Source organism: uncultured Campylobacter sp. (genome assembly GCF_938030145.1).
Lineage (GTDB): Bacteria > Campylobacterota > Campylobacteria > Campylobacterales > Campylobacteraceae > Campylobacter_B.
Genome location: NZ_CALHGM010000006.1, coordinates 1 through 20,642 on the forward strand (window position 1 = coordinate 1; position 20,642 = coordinate 20,642).

Consider the following 20,642-nt stretch of genomic DNA (forward strand, 5'->3'; position numbering starts at 1 on the left):
AATATCAGGACAAATATATCGTTCATCCCACAATCAATAAATATGAAGATCCGTCAGAAATGGCGGAACTTTTATATACCGAATGCAAAAACGCTTTATTGGAGCAATTCGAATTTTGTTTCTTACCATACGAAAGAGATGCGCTAAGAGAACTTTTGGAGCTCATAGATAGATACTTTAAAGATCAAAGCCTACTAGAAGGCGTATGTGAATATTTGGTCTATCACAATAAATCCTGGATAGAAGTCAGAGAGCTAGCCTTAAAGACTTTGTATACCTTCGGGTATGATTTGGAAGACTTCGACTATGATTAGGCCTGGATTAGACCTAGTAGAATGAAATTTATCCTATATATCTTTAATCTGCTGCTATGTCTAAGTGCCTGGGCTTCTATAGACATTAATGGTATAGGCATAAGCGGCAGTAAAACACAAAAATCAAGGGTTTATATCCGTAAAATTTAAAAATTCCTAATAAGGAAATAAGATGAAATTTTTAAAACGATACAAAAATATTATTCTATTACCATTTTTGCTGATTATTTCGTTTTTTGTTTTTCGTATGATTTATACGGAAATAATTAGCGAGTGCGCCCCAATAAGGCTCTTTTCAAAAAATTCTCTAAGCAATAGCGACTATGTTAAGTTAAAAGCAAAATGTATAAAAAAGGCTTTGGAAAATAACGATAATCACCTTATTATGCAGTATTTTAAAAGAGAAACGAGCGAGTACCTTGAGATCATTGATGGATCGTCAAAGATTCCACATAATTTGATTAGAGTTAATAGCTTTGAAGAGTGGAAAAAATTAAGGCTTACAGATACCGACAATATCATTTGCCCTATCGGTAATTATAAAAAGAGCGATATTAACAATGAAAGCAAATAAATTTATAAATTATTCAAATTTACGGCGCCTAAGGCCTACTCATCAAGCAAAATATTAGCCATAATTTGAAGCATAAATTTTAAAATTTACTATCTTGCGCCGCGCGTTTTTACAGCTGTATATCCGATAAATTTAGAAGAGCGCCGCAAAAGACGCCGTCAAAAAAGCGAAATTTAACGCGAAATTTTATATAATCTCACGATTTAATGCGAGGAGATAGGATGAATAAAAAGGCGTATTTCGGGAGTTTCGGCGGGCAATTCGTGCCGGAGACGGCAATGTTTGCGCTCGAGGAGTTGGAGGATGCGTACAACACCATAGCGCAGACGAAGGAATTCAAAGATGAGCTAAGTTACTTGCTGCGCGAATATGCGGGGCGTCCGACGCCGCTATATCACGCCGCGCGCCTTAGCGAGCACTACGGGCATGAAATTTATCTAAAGCGCGAGGATCTTAATCATACGGGCGCTCATAAAATCAACAACGCCCTAGCGCAGGCGCTACTAGCTAAAAAGATGGGTAAAAAAAAGGTCATCGCCGAAACCGGCGCTGGTCAGCACGGCGTGGCGACGGCGACGGCAGCGGCGCTATTTGGGCTTGAGTGCGACGTATATATGGGCGAGACCGACGCCGCGCGTCAGCAGCTCAACGCTTTTAGGATGCAGCTTTTGGGCGCAAATTTAATCAAAATCGGCACCGGTCTTAAAACTCTCAAAGAGGCCACTACTGCGGCGATTCAGGCGTGGGTGAACGAGATCGAGAGCGTATTTTACGTCATCGGCTCGGCGGTCGGGCCGCATCCGTATCCTAAGATGGTTAGGGATTTTCAAAGCGTCATCGGCACCGAGACCAAATCGCAGCTCGCAAGCAAGGGAGTCAAGGCCGATTACGTCCTAGCTTGCGTAGGAGGCGGAAGCAATGCGATAGGAATTTTTAGCGCGTTCGTAGATGATCCTAGCGTGCAACTCATCGGCGTCGAAGCGGGCGGCTTGGGCGCGCATACCCCTTATCATGCAGCGACTATTACTAACGGACGCGCGGGCATCATCCACGGCATGAAAACGATCGTACTACAGGATAAATTCGGCATGATCGAGCCTGTTCACAGCATCTCGGCGGGGCTTGATTATCCGGGCGTAGGCCCTGAGCACGCGCATCTGCACGAGATAAGTCGCGCAAAATACGAAGCGGTAACCGACGATGAGTGCATCACGGCGCTTAAACTGCTCTGTAGGCTCGAAGGCATCATCCCCGCGATCGAAAGCGCGCATGCGTTAGCGTATTTAGAAAAGCTCTGCCCGCAGCTAAAGGGCAAAAAAACGATCGTCGTAAACGTAAGCGGCAGGGGCGATAAGGATATGGATACCGTGATGAACTACAAAAAAGGAACGATTTATGGATAAGATCAAGGCGGCCTTTGCCGGCAAAAAGGCGAACATCGGCTATATCGTGGCGGGCTATCCGAGCCCAGCGCACACGAAGGAGTTTTTGTCAAATTTAGATGAAAGCGTGATCGATCTGCTTGAGATTGGCATCCCGTATTCCGATCCACTCGCGGACGGTCCGGAAATTTTTAAGGCGAGCTTTTCTACGGTGCAAAACGGCGTAAACGCGGGCACAGTATTTGAAATTTTAAAAGAGGTGCAAACGCGCAAGCCGCTCGTATTTTTGGTCTATTACAACGTGATCTTTGCCTACGGCGCGCGCGAGTTTGTAGCGCAGGCGGCGCGCTACGGCATCAGCGGACTAATAATCCCCGATCTGCCGTATGAGGAAAATGAGGAAATTTTTGCACTTTGCGAGGAGTTCGGTATCGCGCTCATCCCGCTTATCAGTGTTACGAGCGAGCACCGTGCTACGCGAGTTTTGAGCCGCGCGCGAGGATTCATCTACGGCGTAGGCGCTATCGGCGTGACCGGAAGCAAGCAAACGCCGATTTCGCGCCTAAAAAATATGGTCGCAGATCTTAAAAAGATGAGCGATCTGCCCATAGCGATCGGCTTTGGTATCCGCACTGCCGGCGACGTTCGCGCTACGAAAGAATACGCAGACGGCGCTATCATAGGCACCGCGATCGTAAATTTATGCGCAAATTACGGCGGGCGCGAGCTGCAAGGCAAGATCGCCGAACTTTTTAACTAATGGAAAGAGCATGAAAAAGATATTTTTGATTTTAATCGCAAATTTTTGCCTCGGCGCCAATCTGATGCAATACGATCTTTTCAACCACGACGATAGCGTGGACATCGTCTTGGCGTTTGACTCCGCATACAAGCCAGACATCGTACGCCGCGTCGATGGGCAGTCGATGAGCCTTATTTTAAAGGGGCTCGGCGGCGATGAGAAATTTAACGAGATGCGCACTAATCAAAAGGTCTTAAAAAGCTTTACGATAGCGCCTAAGGGCAAGGATATCGAGATAAATTTCCCTACTGGAGCCGATCTATCGGTCGATGCTCTTACTCAAGACGGCAATTTAAAGCTCATTTTGCGCGTAAAAAATCCCGCTTTCGATCAGAGCAAGATGAGCGTAAAGAGCGAGGCGAATGAGACGGCGCAAAGCGGTAGCAGCGGGGTTTCCGTGATGCCGATAATCGTAGCGTTACTGCTTGCGGCTGCGGCTTTCGTAGGCGTGCGAAAATTTTTATCGCACAAGCCGCAAAAAAGTATCGACGAGACATGGCGGGTTTTTGAAGACGACGCTAGCATGGATAGCGCTGACGTGGACGAAGCGGGCATAGATGAAATTTTAAACGAATCCTCTTTTAAAAATCAGAGCGGATCAAAGAACGCAAATTTTACCAATTATTCTGACTCGCAGGAGTTTGCGAAGAAAGATGAAGCCTCTGCTTTAAATTCCAAAAATTCTAACGACTCAAAAAACGTAGATAGCGCAGATTTTTTTAGGGGCGAGAACGTGAGCGAAGAGAGTGCACACGATAAATTTTACGATGAAGTTGCGCGTGCCGAGCGTTCGGAAGCTACGGAGGCGGACGAAAACTATGAGAGCGCCGAGAATATAAGAGCAGCGGATAAAATTTCGCCGCTTAAAGTAAGCTCTGCCGAGAGTGGTACGATGGAATTTCGCGAGGGAGCAAAAGAAAGATCGGATGCAAAAGAGCCCAAGGTTTCGGCATTTAGAAGCATTTTAGAAAATGAGCTGCTTAGCTCGGATACCGCAAGACCTAGCGACGTGCGAGTAGAGCTGGTGCGCGAGATCGACGAAAATAATGCTGCCGTAGTGCTAAGCTTTGCGGGCAAAAAACATCTAGTAGTGTTAAAAAGCTCCAACGCTATCGATTGATGAGGCGTGAAATTTCGCAGCTTGCGGGCTTTGCGACCCATAAAATTTTTGCAATTTGTGAAATTTTAAAAATTGCGGAATTTTATAGCGCTAGAAATTTATGCCACATTTAAGCCTTATCACCAAAAGGTCGCGATGAGGTTTAAATTTGAAAAGAAAGAAGGGCGAAGGCTCGGGTAAGTTTTAAAATTTAACTCGCGCCTCGCCCGTATAAGCTTAATCTAAAATCTTACTTCCAAATCGACGTAGAAATTTCGTCCAGCGCCTACTGCTACAGTATCGCGTGTGCGGTTTGCGTTGATATAATGCTTATCGAAAATATTATTTACGCCAAAGCTCACGTCCGCGCCGTCAAGGACCGGGATAATGCCGTTTTTGATCTTGTAGCTTCCTCTGAAATTTGCGATCGTAAAGGACTTATCTACATAAAAATACTCCCTCCCGCGTGCAAAATATGAAGCGGGTTTGGAGTGAGGTTTGAAATAGTGGCTCACCTGAAATCCTAGACTCAAATCTTGCAGCGGCGAATAATCTATGTTCGCGCTTAGTTTTTTGGCGTGGTTATTGATGTTTTCGTGCGTCTTTTTATTGTAAATTCTAAGTCGCTCGAAGCTCGCGCCGAAATCAAAGTCCTGCGTTTGGTAGTTTGAGCTTAGCTCAAAACCATGCCTTTTGGCTTGATCGATATTTTGATACTGCCCGTATTGTTGCGAAAAGCCGCCCGGCGGCACGCCTAGATGTGGTAGCGGCTTAACGTCAATCATATCTTTGATATTGCCGTTAAAGTAGATAAATTTCATATCGAAGTGATCATCCGTAAAAATTTCATCCTGTTTAAAGCTAAATCCGACCTCGTATTCCTTGACGGTCTCGGGCTTTAGATCGGGATTTGGGATGTAATAATACATTCGGTTGATAGGCCCTGATTGCGATGTTTCGTGCGGCGTAGGCGCGCGGAAACTCTCGCTATATCCCGCTAAAAGAGTAAATTTATCAAAGAGCGTATAGGCAATTGCCGCGCGTGGAGAAAATCTGGAATCTTTAAATTTAGCGGGTTTGCCTTTGATGTCACGATCGAATCTATCGTATCTACCGCCCAAGGTAAGCTCTAAATCATCGTGCAAGCGGATCAGATCCTGCGCAAAAAGTCCGTAGCTATTGTATTCGTTCGGAAAGGAGGCAAAATCTCTTAGCGCTCCATTTTGGATAAAGATCGCATCCTCCTGCCTATTTTCGTAATCGCCGCCGAAAGCGAAGCTATGATTTAAAAAGCCCGTATCAAATTCCGAGATATTTTTGATCTCTAAGCCCTTGCGATCATCTTTATTGGCGTAATCTAGCGTGCCCGTAGGTTGTTGATCTTTATAGCCGCGTTTATACTCGGCTCTGCTTTTGTAGACCTTGAAAGACATATCCACTAGCGGGCTTTGCGGCGTAAAATTCCAATCAAAAACATAATCCCTTTGGCTTAAATTTCCGTGCACGAAGAGATCTTCCTCGTTTTTCCATAGCGTTTGCCAGACGGTGTGTAAATTTTCGTCGTAATCAAAGGCGCTGAAGCTTATGCGGTGATCGTCTAAGTTCGCGCCGATTTTGAAAAATCCTGTATCGATATGCTCGTTATTAAAGGTCTTGTCGTAGCCCTCGCCGTAGTGCGTACCGCCGTCTGCGAGCTTGATATTGCCGTAGCTTGCGCGCTTGCCGTAGAGTAAAACGTCGATCGGAATTTCCTCGCCCTTGCCGTAAACCGCGCCGCGCGTGCTATGCATATTGTTTGATTCGAGCCTCTGCCCTAGCATCAAGCCTACGCTTTTTCCTTCGCTTAGATAATCGCTTGCGCTTTTGGTTTGCATATTTACGATACCGCCGATTGCGCCCGAGCCGTGAAGCACGGACGAGGCGCCCTTTATGACCTCGACGCGCTTTAGGATGTCGCTATCGGTGCGAAAGGATGAGATCATATTTGAGTACATCCCCGCGCTTCTGCGCACGCCGTCTTGCTTGATGATGACGCGTTCGTCGCTTTGATATCCGAATCCGCGGATCTGAAACTGTCTGCCGATCTGTCGCCCCATATCCATACTGCCGTCGACGCCCGGTATCTGCATGATCGAATCGATCACGTTGGTTTTGGCTTTCATATCTTTGGGGGTTAAAATTCCGGCCGAGCCCGCGTATTTTAGGTTATCGACCGCGCTTACCGTCGCTTGCACGACGATTTGGCCTAGATCCTGCGACTTTGTGGCGTTGTTTTCGGCCGCATTTGCTCCGCCTATCGCGCCTATCGCAAGCGGCACCAATAAAATTCGCTTTTTCATACCCGCCCTTTAAAATAAAATTGAAATACATTATTATATATCTACATACTTAAATAAGGTTGAAATTTAATTTTAAAACCATTTGAAATTCGTTTTTATTGGCGGCAAGTATTGTGCTCCGTCTAAGCCGTTTCCGCGTTTTGGCTACGTCATGCCTACACTCTATTTGCGCCGTTTCTGTCCCCTCGGCTCTGCTCCGCTTGCACCTGTTTTTATCGCGTTTCGTCTGACTGCCTCTACGCCTTGGCTTCTCGTTGCGATCCGTCTGCGCCACGTTCAGGTTACTAAATTTGGCATTTCTACCACAGCAAAGAGTCTAAATTTAAACGCCCGCGATTTTAAAATTTAGTTTTTTGCAAATTTAGATCGGAATTTATTTACTTTTTATTTTACAAAGGATAAAATCGCGCCTAAGAGATCGGTCGATCTAGATTATTTCAGGATCTTTTCATGAATAACGTTAAATGGTACATCATCGCAGGCGCCGTGCTAGGCGTGCTGGGTGCGGCGCTGGTGCATTTTGGAAACCCGGGCAATATGGGCGTTTGCGTCGCTTGCTTTTTGCGCGACACCACCGGCGCGTTAGGTTTTCACCGAGCTAGCGCAGTGCAATACATCCGCCCGGAGATCATAGGGCTCGTGTTCGGCGGCTTTTTGGCAAGCGTGCTTTGGACGCGCGAGTTCGCGCCGGTTACCGGCAGCTCGCCGTTTGCGAAATTCTTCCTAGGGATTTTCGCGATGATCGGCTGCCTTGTATTTTTGGGATGTCCGTGGCGCGCGTTTTTGCGCCTAGGCGGCGGCGATTTGACCGCGCTAGCCGGGTTAGCGGGTCTAATCTGCGGCGTACTCATTGGGTTTTTGCTTAAAAAGCGCGGCTATGAGGCGAGCAAAGAGGCAAGGCTTAGTAGCGCGATCGGAATTTTGCCCGTGATACTGGGTGCGGCGCTACTTGCGGCCTTGGTTTTCGGACTCAAAACGGGCGAGAGCGGCGCGCTTTTTATCTCCGCTAAAGGCCCCGGCGCGCAACACGCAGCGGTAGGCATCTCGCTGGCTGCGGGCATTATCGTGGGCGCGGTGATGCACAAGAGCAAATTTTGCAGCGTCGGAGCGTTCGGCAAAATTTTCCGCGGCGATTTCTCGATGTCTTGGGGCGTGTTAAGCGTCATCGCGTTTGCGAGCATCGCAAATATCGCGTTTGGACAATACAAACTCGGCTTTGAGGGCCAGCCTATCGCACATAACGATTTCGTTTGGAATTTCTTGGGTATGGTGCTCGCGGGTCTTTGCTTCAGCCTAAGCGAGGGCTGCCCGGGCAAGCATCTGGTGCAGGCCGGCACGGGAAATTTAAGCTCGGGCATATTCGTCATCGGCATGGCGGCGGGCGCTGCGGTCGCGCACAATTTCTTGCTCGCAAGCTCGGCTAAAGGCATCACAGAGTTCGCTCCTTACGCGGTCGCGATCGGTTTTGTTTTCGCGCTTTACGTGGGGATTTTTCAAAGGCGCAGCGCTTAAGGATGATATTTAATTTCAGAGATCAATCTATACAGAGGCGGCGTATCTAGTCAAGTTCCGGCAGCGTACTTATAAAGAAATACGCTGCCGGAGCGGAGCGCTCGCTGCAAGACTGGCGCAGGCAGCTGGAGATGGAATTTAAGAATTTGTAGCCGTATTCATAACGCGATAAAGCAAATGATAAAATATGTTCCGCGCAAGAAAGATTGCGATCAATTTTTAAGAGTCGCGCCTTTAAATTTTAAAATTTAAAGGCTTCGCCATTTGAGGCTTCTTTCATATAAAGCTCTTTAATTATTAATTAAATCCAGCCATACGTGGCGCTGGGTCTTGTCCAAATCAATGTCTTTTGTCTTCATAAAAAATTCTTTTATCCTAACGTAGTCGTCCATAGTTTCTATCGTAAAGGCGATATCTTTATCCTTGCCTCGGATTATTATATTATCGTAGAATATAAATCTAAGTTGAAATTTAAAAACCAAAAAATATATAAATTTTGAGATGAATAAAAACAAAAACGTCAATATTAATATAAAAATTACTTTGGAACTACCTGTTTCTATATATTTTCTTACGCCGATAGCTAATACCAATATGCAGATCAATAAAAAAGCGATTATCGTAGCATACGGATCAAATTTTAAGAAAAATCTATAAAAAGTGCCTTGCCTCCTAAGCCACTCATTATCTCTTGCAAAATAGGCTCTTTTTACATCCTTAAGATCATCTAAGAATATAGTTTTTTCGGGCATTTTATTTGTATAATAAGTAACTCTATCATTATAAATTTTTACAAATTTCTTATTAAAAAAATTTGTAAAATATTCCATTATTATAGGCAGTCCGAAAAATGGAAATACTATAAAAAGCTGATTATATCTAGTTTGATTGGGTTCATATGAATACATAAAAATCATAATCGCAAGCGTGCATACCGTAGCAAGAACTATATAAAAATTTGTCCTATCTTTGAGCACTAAAGGCTCTTTATTGTAATCACGAGCGCAACTCGGATTTTGTCTGAACTTAGTAAGACTTATGCTTTCGTTTGAATTTGTAGCGGAGCCATTCGTGAGTTTTTCAAATTTAAAATTTTTACTATCAGAATTCTCGGCATCAAAATTCCGCCCCGAATCCCGCTATAAATTTTGACGCCGTTCATTTAAAATTTTATTTAGCTTTTCGAGCCTCTGTTTTTTATTCATCTTTATTCTTTATAGCCTACACAAAAATTTGCGGCGGGATTTTATCTAAATTTTTTCCCGTTTTCAATATAAAATAGGCTTTTAGCTCTTTGTATTCTTTGCTTGTTAATATGCTTGCTTCGATATAATTACCATTGCTCATAAAAATAAGGCTGTCGTTTCCTATGTCAAATCCCAAATTTTTCTTAAATCTAAATATGATTAAGGGCGCAAACGCCAAAAATAAGGAGATCGGCACAATTAAAATTCCATAAGAAATTTTATTTTTAAAAGTTACTACCAAAGATAAAAGGACTATCCACGCGAATGCGACAAAAAATGTTGAAATTTTACCTTTTTTAGTTATTTTAAAAGTAGACGGTCCAAAGGTGCGTTTTATTGCAATTATTTCGGATAAATTTATAGAGTATAGAGTCACCCTCTTTTTCTCTGAATAATATTCGATAACTGAATTTTTAAATTTTATATAGCAGGTGCCAAATTTATCCGAAAGTTCTAGCCAGCGTTTAACGGATCTTGGCGAGTCTTGCCTTGTTCCAAAATCTATGAAATTAAGAAAATACAGAAATGGCGAATAAAATTTAATCATCTCTATTGAATTATCTTTTATGATTATCGGCTCTTTGTCGTAATCCCTTGCTTGAGTTTTAAAATTTTGCAAAGGTGTATCAGTGGCACAAGAGAGATCGATTTGCGATTTTTGTTCAACGACATTCGTAAAATTTTACTCGCTGGCATTTATAGAATTTTGCCTGCCATCGCTCGTAAATTTTAGCCCGCCGCCCGCCAAATTTCGCTTATCGCAATTTTTATCTTGTAAGAAATCCTTTATATTTTTATCATACCGCGTTTTGCTTATGCCAAACCTAGCAATTTCGTCGTTATACATTTGGCTCCTCCTTATACACGCTTGATTTAGATATAACTATCGCGCGAGTTTGCACGCAGAGATCAGCCTTGCGCATTTTTTAAAATTTGCAAAATTTCGCTTATCTTTTGTGGATCTTTAATGCCTCGCGCATCCTCCACCCGGCTATTTAGATCGATAGCGTAGGGGCGTAGAGCGAGTGCTTCAAGTATATTTTGCGCGCCGATACCGCCTGCAAGAATGAAAGAGATCGCGCCGCCTTTGGAAGCAGTACTACACTTATCCGCACCATCATCCTTTGCGGCACCCAACTTGCCCACCTCACCGCCGTCATTTGAAATATTTGGTGCGCCCGCCTCATAGTCGTTTACACCTTGATTATTGACGCCTTCGTTTGTGGGTCTTACACCACTCAGCCGAGCGGTAGCACACGCACTAAATTTGCACTCATCGTCATTTTTTTCGGCACGACGATCGGCGTTCGTTTCTTGTTTCGTATTGCTCGATCGAACAATATCATGTGTGCGTTCGCTCGCTTCATTGCTATTAGAGGCACAGCACACGTCGCTTACCCTCTTGAGCTTCAAATTTCCGTTTTCGCTATGTTCCGTGCAAGAATTGTTGTAGCCGTTGTTTTTGTCGCGCTTTAAATTCCCCTCGCTATATCCGCTACAGATCGCGCTATGTTTAAGATAGCTCCTTGCGCCGTCTGAGCCTTGAGCAGTGCCTGCTGCATAGCATTTTTCGTCACTTGATGCGTTATTTTGCGTATCGCAGTGCCCGTTAGCCGAGTCGTATTTTGTGCTGCCTATGTTTTGAGTTGCGCTACTTGCGCAGTATTTTTCACTGCTCGCCGCGCCGTATCGTCCTTCGTAACCAAGCCCTGCATGTCGCAGCAAACCCCAATCAAAGCTTACGCCGTTACCGCCCAGGCTCGTTCCTTTAGCGTCGAATAATATTCGATCGAAGCTCAAGCCCTCAAGCGGCGGCATTTCGGCACCAATACTTAGCACCTGCCACGCCTCGATGCCCGCTGCGTTGAGGCGCGCTTTGAAATCCGCGCTTATGCGTCCATAAATCTGAGCGCAGTCCAGTTCGCAAGCCTCGCAAATTTTTAAAATTTGCTCCTCACTTAGGACTTCCGCGCCAAAAATTTCAGAATTCAGATCCTTTACTGAAGCAGGCGCGGCGTAGTTTGCATTTAAATTTACGCTCAAATCGTCGCGCTCGTTTTCGTAAAATTTTAAGCCGCCGCTCGTGCCCGCGTAAATTTTATCTTCGCATGCGGCGACGCTGTGTTCTTCCGAGCTCAAAGCAAAAACTCCGACGCACTTTGCGCCGTTTTGGTGCGCGATACGTGCGATCTCGCGCGCTGTTTCTACGCTAACGCGGCGTTTGGAGCTTGATACAAAAATTACGCCTAAAAATTCCACCCGCGAGCCCGAGCCGTCGTCCTGGCTTCGCGAATCGCTACTGAAATTTTTATCGCAATCGGAATTTTGCTCAGACGTAAAATTTGCATGATTTTGTGCGCGGCATGCGGAATTCTCACTGCCCTGATTAAAATTTTGCACGAAATTCTTGCTACTGGAATTTCGCGTAGCATTCTCGGCATCCGAATTAAAATTCCGCTCAGAATTTTCGCCGCAAAAATTAGAATTTTTTATTAAGCTCTCGCTACCCGATTGCGGTAAATTTTTGGCGCCGTCCGCGCGCTCTAAATTTACGCAGAAAGCCGAGCCGCACGCCAGCACGGCGCGGGCTTCGGCGGCGCTTTTGATGCCGCAAATTTTGATCTTACTTCTGTACAACATATAAAAATTCCGTCACGTAAAGCTCGCGCGCGTTTAAATTTCTGCTCGCGCGGTAGGTCGGATATCGGATCTCTATCGTGCGCACGGAGCCGATGTGCGCGAGGTTTTTTAAAAATTCCGTCTTCGAGATAAAGCCCTCTGAATTAAAAGAGATTATTAAAAATTTCGCCGGAAATTCCGCCAGCAGCGCAAAAAATTCCTCCGCAGCACTTGATTTTTTGTTATATGCCGAGCGGTTCCAGTCTGCGGGGATCCCGGAAACCCTGCTAAGCTCCGCAGCATTTGGGCTCTTGCCCTCGTTTATAAAATCCGTGATCAAATTTAGCATAAAATAGTTCGAGCCGTAGGGATGCTGATTGTAAGGGGGATCGAAATACGCGACGTCAAGCTGCGAAAAGCGCTCGCGCGCGCTCTGCGAAAAGCGCGAGGCGTCCTCTTGAAAGACCGCGCTTTTGCAGGCGAAATTTGAAAGCACGGGCAGGCGCAGGGAAATTTCGCCCATTATGCGAGCTAGCGCGTTTTCGCCGCTGCCGCCGAACTTTCCCACGCCCGCTTTGTCCTTGTAAAAGCCCTTAAAAACGCCGCCCGTGTTTGAGTGGATGCTCGCCTCGCTAAGCAGAGGCGCTGTGAAAAAATCGCGAAATTCTTGCGGGATTTTGCTTATCTGCTCGCAAAGCCCGCCCAAAATCAGGGCGTTTCGGCGCGTGTAAAAAGCGCGCTCGCCCGCCTTGATATCCTCATCGTCCTTCGGCGCGTACAGCTCGCTAAAAAAGCTCTCCTTCGGCGTGAAATTTCTTAAAATTTCAGCGTGTAGCTCGCTCAAATCCCGCCACAGCTCGTCGCTGAAATTTGAAAGATAGCAGGAGTTTATCGCGCGCGAGTAGCCCTCCAGATCGTTTGCGATAACGAGGTTTGAGTGCGCTTTAGCCAGGCGCGCGACGATGCCGCTGCCGCTAAAGACGTCCGCGAAGCTGATCTTGCCCTGCCCAAGCTCCGTCTTAATCTCGCAGATCGCCCGCTCTATCGGCGCTAGCAGCGAGCGCTTGTTGCCCAGATAGCTGATGAGCTGCTCGCTTAAAAACTCCCTCTTTTCGCCGCTAACCATCTAAGCTCTCGCCCCTACGTAGTTTTCGTAAAATTCCCACGTCTTGCCCGATCCGATCGCCTCTAAAATTAGCGGCTTAGCCTCTGCAGGGCTTGCCGCGACATCCGCGCAGTATAGCGCAAACATCGCGTTTAGTACGACGATGTCAAATTTCGGCCCGCCAAGCTCGCCTTTTAAAATTTGCTTTAAAATCTCGGCGTTAGCCTCGCCGTCGCCGCCTTCGATATCGCCGTGGAATGCCCGAGCGAAGCCGAACTGCTCGGGATTTATGCGGTATTCTAAAATTTTGCCGTCCTTGACCTCGTGGATCAGTGTCTCGTCGCACAGGCTGATTTCGTCCATACCGTCCATGCCGTGCACCACCAGAGCGTGCTTGCGTCCCAAAATCATCAGCGTTTCGGCGATGAGCCTGTTTACTTCCTCCAGATAATTGCCTACGATCTGATTACTTAGACTCAAATTTGGATTTAAAAGCGGCCCCATTATATTAAAAATGGTGCCGATTTTTAGGCGGTTGCGCACCTCTTTGACCTCGGCGGTGATTTTGTGAAAAAACGGCGCGTGAAAAAACGCTAGCCCCGTGCGATCTAGCAGCGCCCTAATCTGCGCAAGATCGCTAAGTAGCGGCACACCCAAAGCATCCAGAGCATCGGAGCTGCCCGATCTGCTAGTAATCGCGCGGTTGCCGTGCTTGGCGACGCGCACACCGAAGCTTGCCGCGATAAAGGCCACGGTCGTGGAGATATTGATCGTCTTTAGCCTATCGCCGCCCGTACCTACGATGTCAAACATCGGGCTCGGATCGTCGTAGGTGATTGAGTATTTTAGGATACTGCGTACGAGTGCCGTGAGACTGCTTGGATAGAGCGACTTTTCGCTGATCAGCACGAGCAGCCCCGCAAGCTGCACGATGTCGTAATCCTGCTCGTAAAGCGCCTTGCAAATGACGGCGTAATCGTCGCTGTCTAGCGGGAAGCTCTTTTGTAGCTTCAACATAAACGGGGCGAAATTTACCACGAGTTTCTCCTTTAAAATTATCTTTTTGCCGTAATTTATGAAATTTTCGATGATCTTTTTGCCGTATTGCGTAAAAAAGCTCTCGGGATGAAATTGAATGCCGAAAACAGGCTTGCTTCGGTGCTTCATCGCCATTATAATGCCGTCGTTTTCGCTCTTTGCTAAAATTTCAAACTCGCGCGGCAGCGTAGCTTCGTCCACATAAAGCGAGTGGTAGCGCATCACTTCAAATTTACGCGGCAGGCCGCTAAAAAGCACTCCATCTGCGTAAATTTCGATCGCCGAGCTCTTGCCGTGTAGCGGCACCTCCAGCTGCTTTATCTCCGCACCAGCCGCATATCCGATCGCCTGATGCCCCAAACACACGCCCAAAATCGGCACGTCCAAATCCGCGCGCAAAATATCCAGGCAGACGCCGCTGTCTTTTGGATGATTTGGTCCGGGGCTTAGGATTATGTGCGAAGGGGCAAGCTCGCGCACCTGCTGCAGCGTTATCTCATCGTTGCGGAAGTAGCGCACCTCCTCGTCGCTTAGCTCCAAAATGTATTGATAAATATTAAAAACGAAGCTGTCGTAATTATCTATCATTAAAATCAAAATTTTATCCTTTTTAGGGCGCTTGCGCCTCTTTAAAATTCTAAATAGTTTAAATTTAACCGCTTTGCGGCGGCTAAATTTAGCGCCGTTTTAGCGTCGCTGCGGGCTAAATTTAAATTCCACTCGCGGCTGCGGCATTACCGCATCTGTCGCGACGTTGCGCGCTTTGCAGCCGATATGTATCTTGGCTTTGCGGCGCCGAATGTAGCTAGCCGTTAAATTTAACGTCTTAGCAGCGACACGTTTTAAATTTAGCCGAATCAAACTCGCACCGAAAAGCGGTGCGCCCGGTTAGCTAAATTTAAAGCGTCTAAGCTTCCTCGCATAGCTCTTCGATCACCTTGAGCGGGCTTTTGCGCTTTTTGCAGATCTCCGCGTATTCGCTTTTTGGCGAGCTGTCGTAAACGATGCCTGCGCCCGCGCCGATAAATGCGAGATTACTTAGCCCTTCGCAGCCGAAATTCTCCGCGCTAAATTTAGTGACCTCAAACCGCATCGCGCGGCTAAAATGCGGCCCACTCTCTAAATTTAGCGCTCCGCAGCCTGCGCAAGCTTTTAAATTTAATCTCGCATCGCGCCCGCCTGCGCGCGGCTTTAAATTTTGCGCCTCGCCGCTACTCTTTCGCGCTGCGAAATCGCAAAGCTCCGTAGCTTCGGACTTCTCCTCGCCGCAAACAGCGTCTAAATTCAAGCAGGAATTCCGTTTAAAATCTTCGTCCGAGCAGGAATTTTGCGCGTCGCGATTTACGAAGATCGCCGAGCGAATCAAGATCGCCTGCATCACGTCGCCGTTAAAGCGCCAAAACCCGATTCCGCCGCCGTAGATGCCGCGCTCGTAGCGCTCCAGCTCGTTTATGATCTGCATCGCGCGGATCTTCGGGCTACCGCTTAGCGTGCCCGCAGGAAAGATAGTGCCGAGTACCTCAAACGCGCTTACCCCGCGCGGTTTACTGCCGTAGACCTCGCTTACGATGTGCATCACGCTTTCGTAGCGCACGATGCACATCGCGTTTTGCACCCGCACCGAGGCGGGCGCGGCGAATTTACCGATGTCGTTGCGAGCTAGATCGATCAGCATCCGATGCTCCGCAAGTTCCTTTTCATCGCTTAAAAGCTCGCGCTCAAGCGCCGCGTCGGCCTCGGCATTCGCGCCTCTGCTGCGGGTGCCCGCGATGGGAGCGACGAAAATTTCGTTCTTTTTGATCTCCATAATGAGCTCGGGGCTGGAGCCAGCGACGCAGCCGTAGGGCGTCGGGAAGTGAAACATATAGGGGCTCGGATTGTTCTTTTTGAGTCGCTCGTAAAACTCCAAGCTGCCCAGATTTGTGCCGACTTCTAAAATTTCGCCCAGCACGACCTGAAACACGTCGCCGCTTTTTATCTTTTCTTTTGCAGCCTCGACCATCGCGCTAAAATGCGACTCCTCGGCGCCCAGATCGGTTAAAATTTTAAATTTAAGCTCTTTTTTCTTAGGCTCCAGCTCAGACGCGCCTTGCGATTTCGATCCGCCTTTTATAGCGGCGTCCGCTCTTACGGCACTCTGTGGCGCGCCTTCCGCTTCGGCGGAGCTTTGCTGCGAAGCCTGCGGGCTAAGCCCGCGCAGGCTTTCGTAAATTCCAGTGTCTTTGCCGTAAAAATCGTAAATTTTGCTGATTTTATCGTAGTGCAGGTAGTTTGCGGCGTCGGCGTAAAAAAACGGCGGGAAGTCATACAGCGCCTGCTTCGGCGCGCCGATATTTTCAAACGCGCGCACGATGTCGTAGCCCAAAACGCCGAAAAGTCCCGCAAAGCTCGCGTTTTTAAACTCGCTCGCGCCCGCTTTTGCGCTTTTTACCTCATCAAATTTAAGCTTCAAGGCCTCAAAGCTCATCTTAAATCCGTCGAAATAATCGCAATCGATGCCGATGATAACCTGGGCGTCGTCCTCTGCGAGGTAGCTTTGCGGATGCGTCTTTAAAATTTCGCGGTAGTAAAACAGCGGCTCTTCTAAAAGCATTTTTGTCCTTGGAATTTTTAGCGCCATTATACGCTGCTTAGCTTAAATTTGAGCGGGCGGCGCGAGCTTAAGCGGGCTTGAATACAAGCAAAATTTTAGTAAAATTAGCAAATTTTAAGGAGAGCGTATGAAAATTTTATTTTCCCCAAGCGAGACGAAAAGCGAGCTGGGCGGCGACACGTGCATTTGCGAGCGAAATTTTATCTTTGCAGATCTTTACGAAAAGCGCCTGCAGATGTTGCGCGCTTACGCGGATTTCGTGGATAAAGCAAGCGAGGCGGAACTTTGCAAGCTTTTCGGACTGAAAAAATGGGATGCCTCTTTGCGCGAAAATATCTTTGAAAAAGGCTGCGCGAAGGCACTTTTGCGCTACACGGGCACCGCGTATCGCGCCCTAGGCTACGCGTCGCTAAGCACTGCGGCGCGGGAGTTTGCGGAGCGAAACACGATAATTTTTTCAAACCTTTTCGGCCCCGTGCTGGGCGGCGACGCGCTGCCGAACTACAAGCTCAAGCAGGGCGAAAAATTCGGCGGCATAGACGCGGCGAAATTTTATCGCGACAGCTTCTCCGCCGCGCTGGATCGGTATCTGGCGGATGAGTGCGTCGTGGATCTGCGCGCGGGATTTTACGAAAAATTTTATGAGATGAAGCGCGAATATTTGAGTTTTAGTTTCATCAAAGGTGGCAAGGTGCTGAGCCACTACGCCAAAGCCTGGCGCGGCAAGGTGCTGCGCGAAATCGCTATTGCCCGCGCCTGCAGCGAGGCTGAGGTGCTTGCGCTGCGTTTGAGCGGCGCTTCCGTGCTCGAGATCAAACAGATCGGGCTAAAAAAGGAGGTCGTGCTGGAAATTTCATAAGGCGCGAAAACCGCTCGGAGAAATTTACGATAAATTTTGCAGGTCTAATGCGGATTTTTGCGTAAATTTAGCTCGGAAAATTTGCCGCAAGTTCAAATCCCGCCCCATCCAAAGCAATTCTGCCCGGAGAAATTTGCGGACAGAATTTCGGCGCGAGAATTTTGCGGCGGCTTTTTGGTCTTTTACCTCTTTTTTAGCGGGCTTTTGGCGGTGAAATTTCATCGTAAATTTTGCAAAAAATTCGCGCTCTTTGCGTTTGCCCGCCCTCCGCATAAAATTTTACGGCGATCTTGTCGTGATTTTACACCGATTTTGCGGCGATTTTTAGAATACAAAGCGCGAAAATTTCGCCGTAGAATTTTGACTGAAATTTTACCGTGCGGAATTTTGCCGTATGAAATTTCGCCACGATAGAATCCTGTCGAAATTTAATCGTGGCAAAAATACTGCGCCCGCGATCTAAACGTAAAATTTTATTTAAAATTTAAACCGAACCGTGCAGTATAGGCATAAAATTTTGATCCAAAATTCTACTGCAAAGCTGCGATAAAACAGACATAGATCGGGATAGCTCCATATAAAATTTTAAGCTGAAATTATGGCTTGCGTTCCGTTGCGATAAAATTTTGAGCCAAAATTTCATGCTTTAAAATTCCAAAAATCCGCAAACGCGGCAAAAATACGCCATTGCTGCAAACTCTAGTAACTCCAGTGCATTAAAGTTTCTAGCCGAAATTCTGCAATTAAAATTCCGCGCTCTGAAATCTCGCGCTTTAAAATCCCGTAAATTTCCAAATTTCACAAATCCCACACATAAAATTTCAAACCGAAATCCCGCGATCAAAATCCCTCGCCTCAAAATCCCGCAAATCCCGCTCTCAAATCCAAAATTTCGCAAATTTATCAAGCTTTAAATTTTAAAGCTATAAACTTCGCTTCAAATTTTAAGGATCAAAAATGCTAGAACTCCCCTTTGTCGGCGTCGTCGTGGGCTTCATATCGGGCTTTTTCGGTATCGGCGGCGGTACGGTCGTAATGCCCGTGATGATGGCTCTAGGCTACGACGTCAAGACCGCCGCAGGCATCTCGGTGATGCAGATGCTCATCGTCTCGCTTTTCGGCTCGTATCTGAACTACCGTGCGGGCAGACTCCGCCTAGATAGCGGCATCGCGGTGGGGCTCGGAGGGCTGTGCGGCGCGAGCCTATCGGGCTTCATCGTAAAATACTCGCCCGAGATCGTGCTTGAGATCGGTCTTCTACTGACGCTCGCCATCTCATTTCTCAAGCTCTTTAGCACGAACGTAGCAAGCGGTGGCAACGCCGATCCCCACGGCGCGGTGCTGTTTTTCATCGGCTTTGCTATCGGCGCGATCGCGCTTAGCATGGGCGTGGGCGGCGCGGTATTTCTAACGCCCGTATTGGTCGGATTTTTGGGCGTCGATATCAAAAGAGCGGTCTGTATGGGGCTATTTTTTATCGTTTTCGGCTCATTTAGCGCGCTTTTGAGCCTTTCGTACAACGGCCATGTGGATTACGAACGTGGCGCGCTGCTAGCCGTGGGCGGGCTTTTGGGCGTGTATTTCGGCACCTCTCAGGCTCGCCGTGCAAAGCGCGAAACGCAGAAAAAATGGCTGCTAGTCCTTTATGTCGTGCTATTTGCGCTAGCGCTAAAAAAGGTGCTACAGTAGCGCCCGCTGTAGTAGCGCTGCAGCGGGCGCCGCGCTATTGTTTTGCTTTGCGATCGTTCCGCTACAAGCGCGATTTAGGCGCCTGCTACGGGCACGTCAGAGCGATTCTATGTGCGCTGTTTTGCTACGCCACCCTTTTGTGTCTCGTAGTTTTTTGCTTTGCCGTCCTCTTACACTGCGCGCGTTTGATCGCCGTTTTGCGGCGGCGCATAAAACGTCGCGTTTCGTCGCGCAAGTAAATTTTAAAACGAAATTTCAAAAAGCGCGAGTAAATTTTAAAAACGGAATTTTAACTAATCGCGTTAAAATAGCGAAGTCGCACATCTTTCGTCCTATGGAGGCTAGATGGCGAAATAAAATTTACGAATTTTAAAAGGACTTGGATTGACGAACTTGATTTTAGCAGGGCTAGGCGGCTGTGTAGGCGTGATGGCGCGAGTAGGCTTAAGCGGAGCGATCGCGCGCGCAATGGATCGCGCCGGATTTTGGAGTGCGTTTCCGATCGCTACTTTTTGCGTGAATGCGCTGGGAAGCCTGCTGATAGGGTTTTTGCTCGCACTAAATTTAACGCAGAGCCTGCGGGTATTTTTTATCGCAGGCGCGCTGGGCGGCTTTACGACATTTTCTACGTTCAGCTACGATACGCTGCAATTATTGCTGGCGCGAGAATTTGCTATCGGTGTGCTAAACGCGGTCTTAAGCGTATGCGCCTGTATGCTTTTTTGCTACGCTGGGCTGCTCGCGGGCAGAGCGCTTGCAGGCTAGCCGTGGAGCACGTGAGCTTTAAATTTAAATCGCCTCTATGTTTGCGCTTTTAAATCAAAATTTATTGAAAGTGCCTGCGCTACGGAATTTTATCGCGCGCATGTGCTGCAAAATCTGCGAGCGATGGGCACAATTCCACATGCCGTGCAGTTTTGCGAAAGGGCGCGCAGCAAGTAGTTTCGCAAAGTGCAATATCAAGCAGGAATTATAAGGCGAGCAAATCGTAAGACGAGCGAAAAGTAAAGCGAGCGAGAGGGATTGTAGCTAAATAATGGTGCTCGGCGTCGGGCAGGCTGGCAAAATCCAGATAAATTTGAAATTTGCGTGCATTCTCTGCGTATCTTGTTTGCCGCAGCTTTGTAAAATTTCGCTGTCTTGGCGCGGATAAAATAAACCTAAGCCGTGCGATAAATTTGAAAAGCTCCGCGGGCAAATTTTAAAGCTTGAAGCTTAGAATTTTAAAATTCTCACGTAAATTTTAGAAGCTAAATTAAAGCGCGCCGAAATCACGATCTTATGTGTCAAATCCTGCAGCGCTATCTTAGATTTATCGCAAGCGGCTGCGAGCCCTCTTAATTTCATTTCTGCAAATTTCATTGACCTGTTCGCCCTCGCTATTTCGCAAGATAACCTCGTAGTCCGTGATTTTACGACCTTTGTTATACCCCTCGATATATCTGAATCTCGATAAAACTATTTTAAAGG

General features: G+C 47.1%; 17 protein-coding genes. 9 read left to right on the plus strand and 8 right to left on the minus strand.

Annotated features, from left to right (window positions below):
* The first annotated feature begins 98 nt into the window (after window positions 1–98).
* From Q0323_RS00815 to Q0323_RS00835, 5 genes are all read left to right on the plus strand, one after another.
* Window positions 99–314 (plus strand): hypothetical protein, encoded by a 216-nt coding sequence (locus Q0323_RS00815; protein ID WP_298050571.1) that lies wholly within the window; start codon window positions 99–101, stop codon window positions 312–314.
* Window positions 315–486: 172 nt separating this feature from the next.
* Complete coding sequence (locus tag Q0323_RS00820; protein ID WP_298050573.1) at window positions 487–888, plus strand: hypothetical protein; 402 nt, start codon at window positions 487–489, stop codon at window positions 886–888.
* 221 nt (window positions 889–1,109) lie between these two features.
* Entirely contained in the window at window positions 1,110–2,291 is a 1,182-nt protein-coding gene (gene trpB, locus Q0323_RS00825; RefSeq protein WP_298050575.1) for a tryptophan synthase subunit beta, read from the plus strand.
* On the plus strand, window positions 2,284–3,030 hold the full coding sequence (gene trpA, locus Q0323_RS00830) for a tryptophan synthase subunit alpha (RefSeq protein WP_297964713.1): 747 nt from the start codon (window positions 2,284–2,286) through the stop codon (window positions 3,028–3,030). The genes trpB and trpA overlap by 8 nt, the downstream gene beginning before the upstream one ends.
* Window positions 3,031–3,040: 10 nt before the next feature.
* Window positions 3,041–4,192: a hypothetical protein gene (locus tag Q0323_RS00835; RefSeq protein ID WP_298050577.1), complete on the plus strand. Its 1,152-nt coding sequence runs from the start codon at window positions 3,041–3,043 to the stop codon at window positions 4,190–4,192.
* A 221-nt stretch (window positions 4,193–4,413) separates the two neighbouring features.
* Here the strand turns inward: Q0323_RS00835 and Q0323_RS00840 are convergent, their stop codons facing one another.
* Window positions 4,414–6,510: a TonB-dependent receptor gene (locus Q0323_RS00840; RefSeq protein WP_298050579.1), complete on the minus strand. Its 2,097-nt coding sequence runs from the start codon at window positions 6,508–6,510 to the stop codon at window positions 4,414–4,416.
* Between the two features lie 450 nt (window positions 6,511–6,960).
* On the opposite strand from Q0323_RS00840, the gene yedE reads away from it, so the two are divergent.
* Window positions 6,961–8,022 carry a YedE family putative selenium transporter gene (yedE, locus tag Q0323_RS00845; RefSeq protein WP_298050581.1) on the plus strand — a complete coding sequence of 354 codons (1,062 nt, stop codon included), beginning with the start codon at window positions 6,961–6,963 and terminating at the stop codon, window positions 8,020–8,022.
* Window positions 8,023–8,312: 290 nt separating this feature from the next.
* Here the strand turns inward: yedE and Q0323_RS00850 are convergent, their stop codons facing one another.
* The 7 genes from Q0323_RS00850 to Q0323_RS00880 form a co-directional block, all read right to left on the minus strand.
* Complete coding sequence (locus Q0323_RS00850) at window positions 8,313–8,774, minus strand: hypothetical protein (RefSeq protein WP_298050583.1); 462 nt, start codon at window positions 8,772–8,774, stop codon at window positions 8,313–8,315.
* 469 nt (window positions 8,775–9,243) lie between these two features.
* Window positions 9,244–9,888 carry a hypothetical protein gene (locus tag Q0323_RS00855; protein WP_298050585.1) on the minus strand — a complete coding sequence of 215 codons (645 nt, stop codon included), beginning with the start codon at window positions 9,886–9,888 and terminating at the stop codon, window positions 9,244–9,246.
* Between the two features lie 63 nt (window positions 9,889–9,951).
* The gene (locus Q0323_RS00860) at window positions 9,952–10,116 is read right to left on the minus strand and encodes a hypothetical protein (RefSeq protein WP_298050587.1); all 165 of its coding nucleotides are present in this window, start codon (window positions 10,114–10,116) and stop codon (window positions 9,952–9,954) included.
* Window positions 10,117–10,178: 62 nt separating this feature from the next.
* Complete coding sequence (locus tag Q0323_RS00865) at window positions 10,179–11,909, minus strand: hypothetical protein (protein WP_298050589.1); 1,731 nt, start codon at window positions 11,907–11,909, stop codon at window positions 10,179–10,181.
* Complete coding sequence (locus Q0323_RS00870; protein WP_298050590.1) at window positions 11,893–13,014, minus strand: DNA adenine methylase; 1,122 nt, start codon at window positions 13,012–13,014, stop codon at window positions 11,893–11,895. Before Q0323_RS00870 ends, Q0323_RS00865 begins: the two co-directional genes overlap by 17 nt.
* Window positions 13,015–14,628 carry an anthranilate phosphoribosyltransferase gene (gene trpD / locus Q0323_RS00875; protein ID WP_298050592.1) on the minus strand — a complete coding sequence of 538 codons (1,614 nt, stop codon included), beginning with the start codon at window positions 14,626–14,628 and terminating at the stop codon, window positions 13,015–13,017.
* 310 nt (window positions 14,629–14,938) lie between these two features.
* The gene (locus Q0323_RS00880; RefSeq protein WP_298050593.1) at window positions 14,939–16,624 is read right to left on the minus strand and encodes an anthranilate synthase component I family protein; all 1,686 of its coding nucleotides are present in this window, start codon (window positions 16,622–16,624) and stop codon (window positions 14,939–14,941) included.
* 127 nt (window positions 16,625–16,751) lie between these two features.
* On the opposite strand from Q0323_RS00880, the gene yaaA reads away from it, so the two are divergent.
* The 3 genes from yaaA to Q0323_RS00895 all read left to right on the plus strand — a co-directional run bounded on the left by yaaA (window position 16,752) and on the right by Q0323_RS00895 (window position 19,937).
* Window positions 16,752–17,483, plus strand: coding sequence for a peroxide stress protein YaaA (gene yaaA, locus Q0323_RS00885; RefSeq protein WP_298050594.1), 732 nt, complete (start codon window positions 16,752–16,754; stop codon window positions 17,481–17,483).
* Between the two features lie 957 nt (window positions 17,484–18,440).
* Window positions 18,441–19,172 carry a sulfite exporter TauE/SafE family protein gene (locus Q0323_RS00890; RefSeq protein ID WP_298050596.1) on the plus strand — a complete coding sequence of 244 codons (732 nt, stop codon included), beginning with the start codon at window positions 18,441–18,443 and terminating at the stop codon, window positions 19,170–19,172.
* A gap of 384 nt (window positions 19,173–19,556) precedes the next feature.
* Window positions 19,557–19,937, plus strand: coding sequence for a CrcB family protein (locus Q0323_RS00895; RefSeq protein ID WP_298050597.1), 381 nt, complete (start codon window positions 19,557–19,559; stop codon window positions 19,935–19,937).
* The last annotated feature ends 705 nt before the right edge of the window (window positions 19,938–20,642 follow it).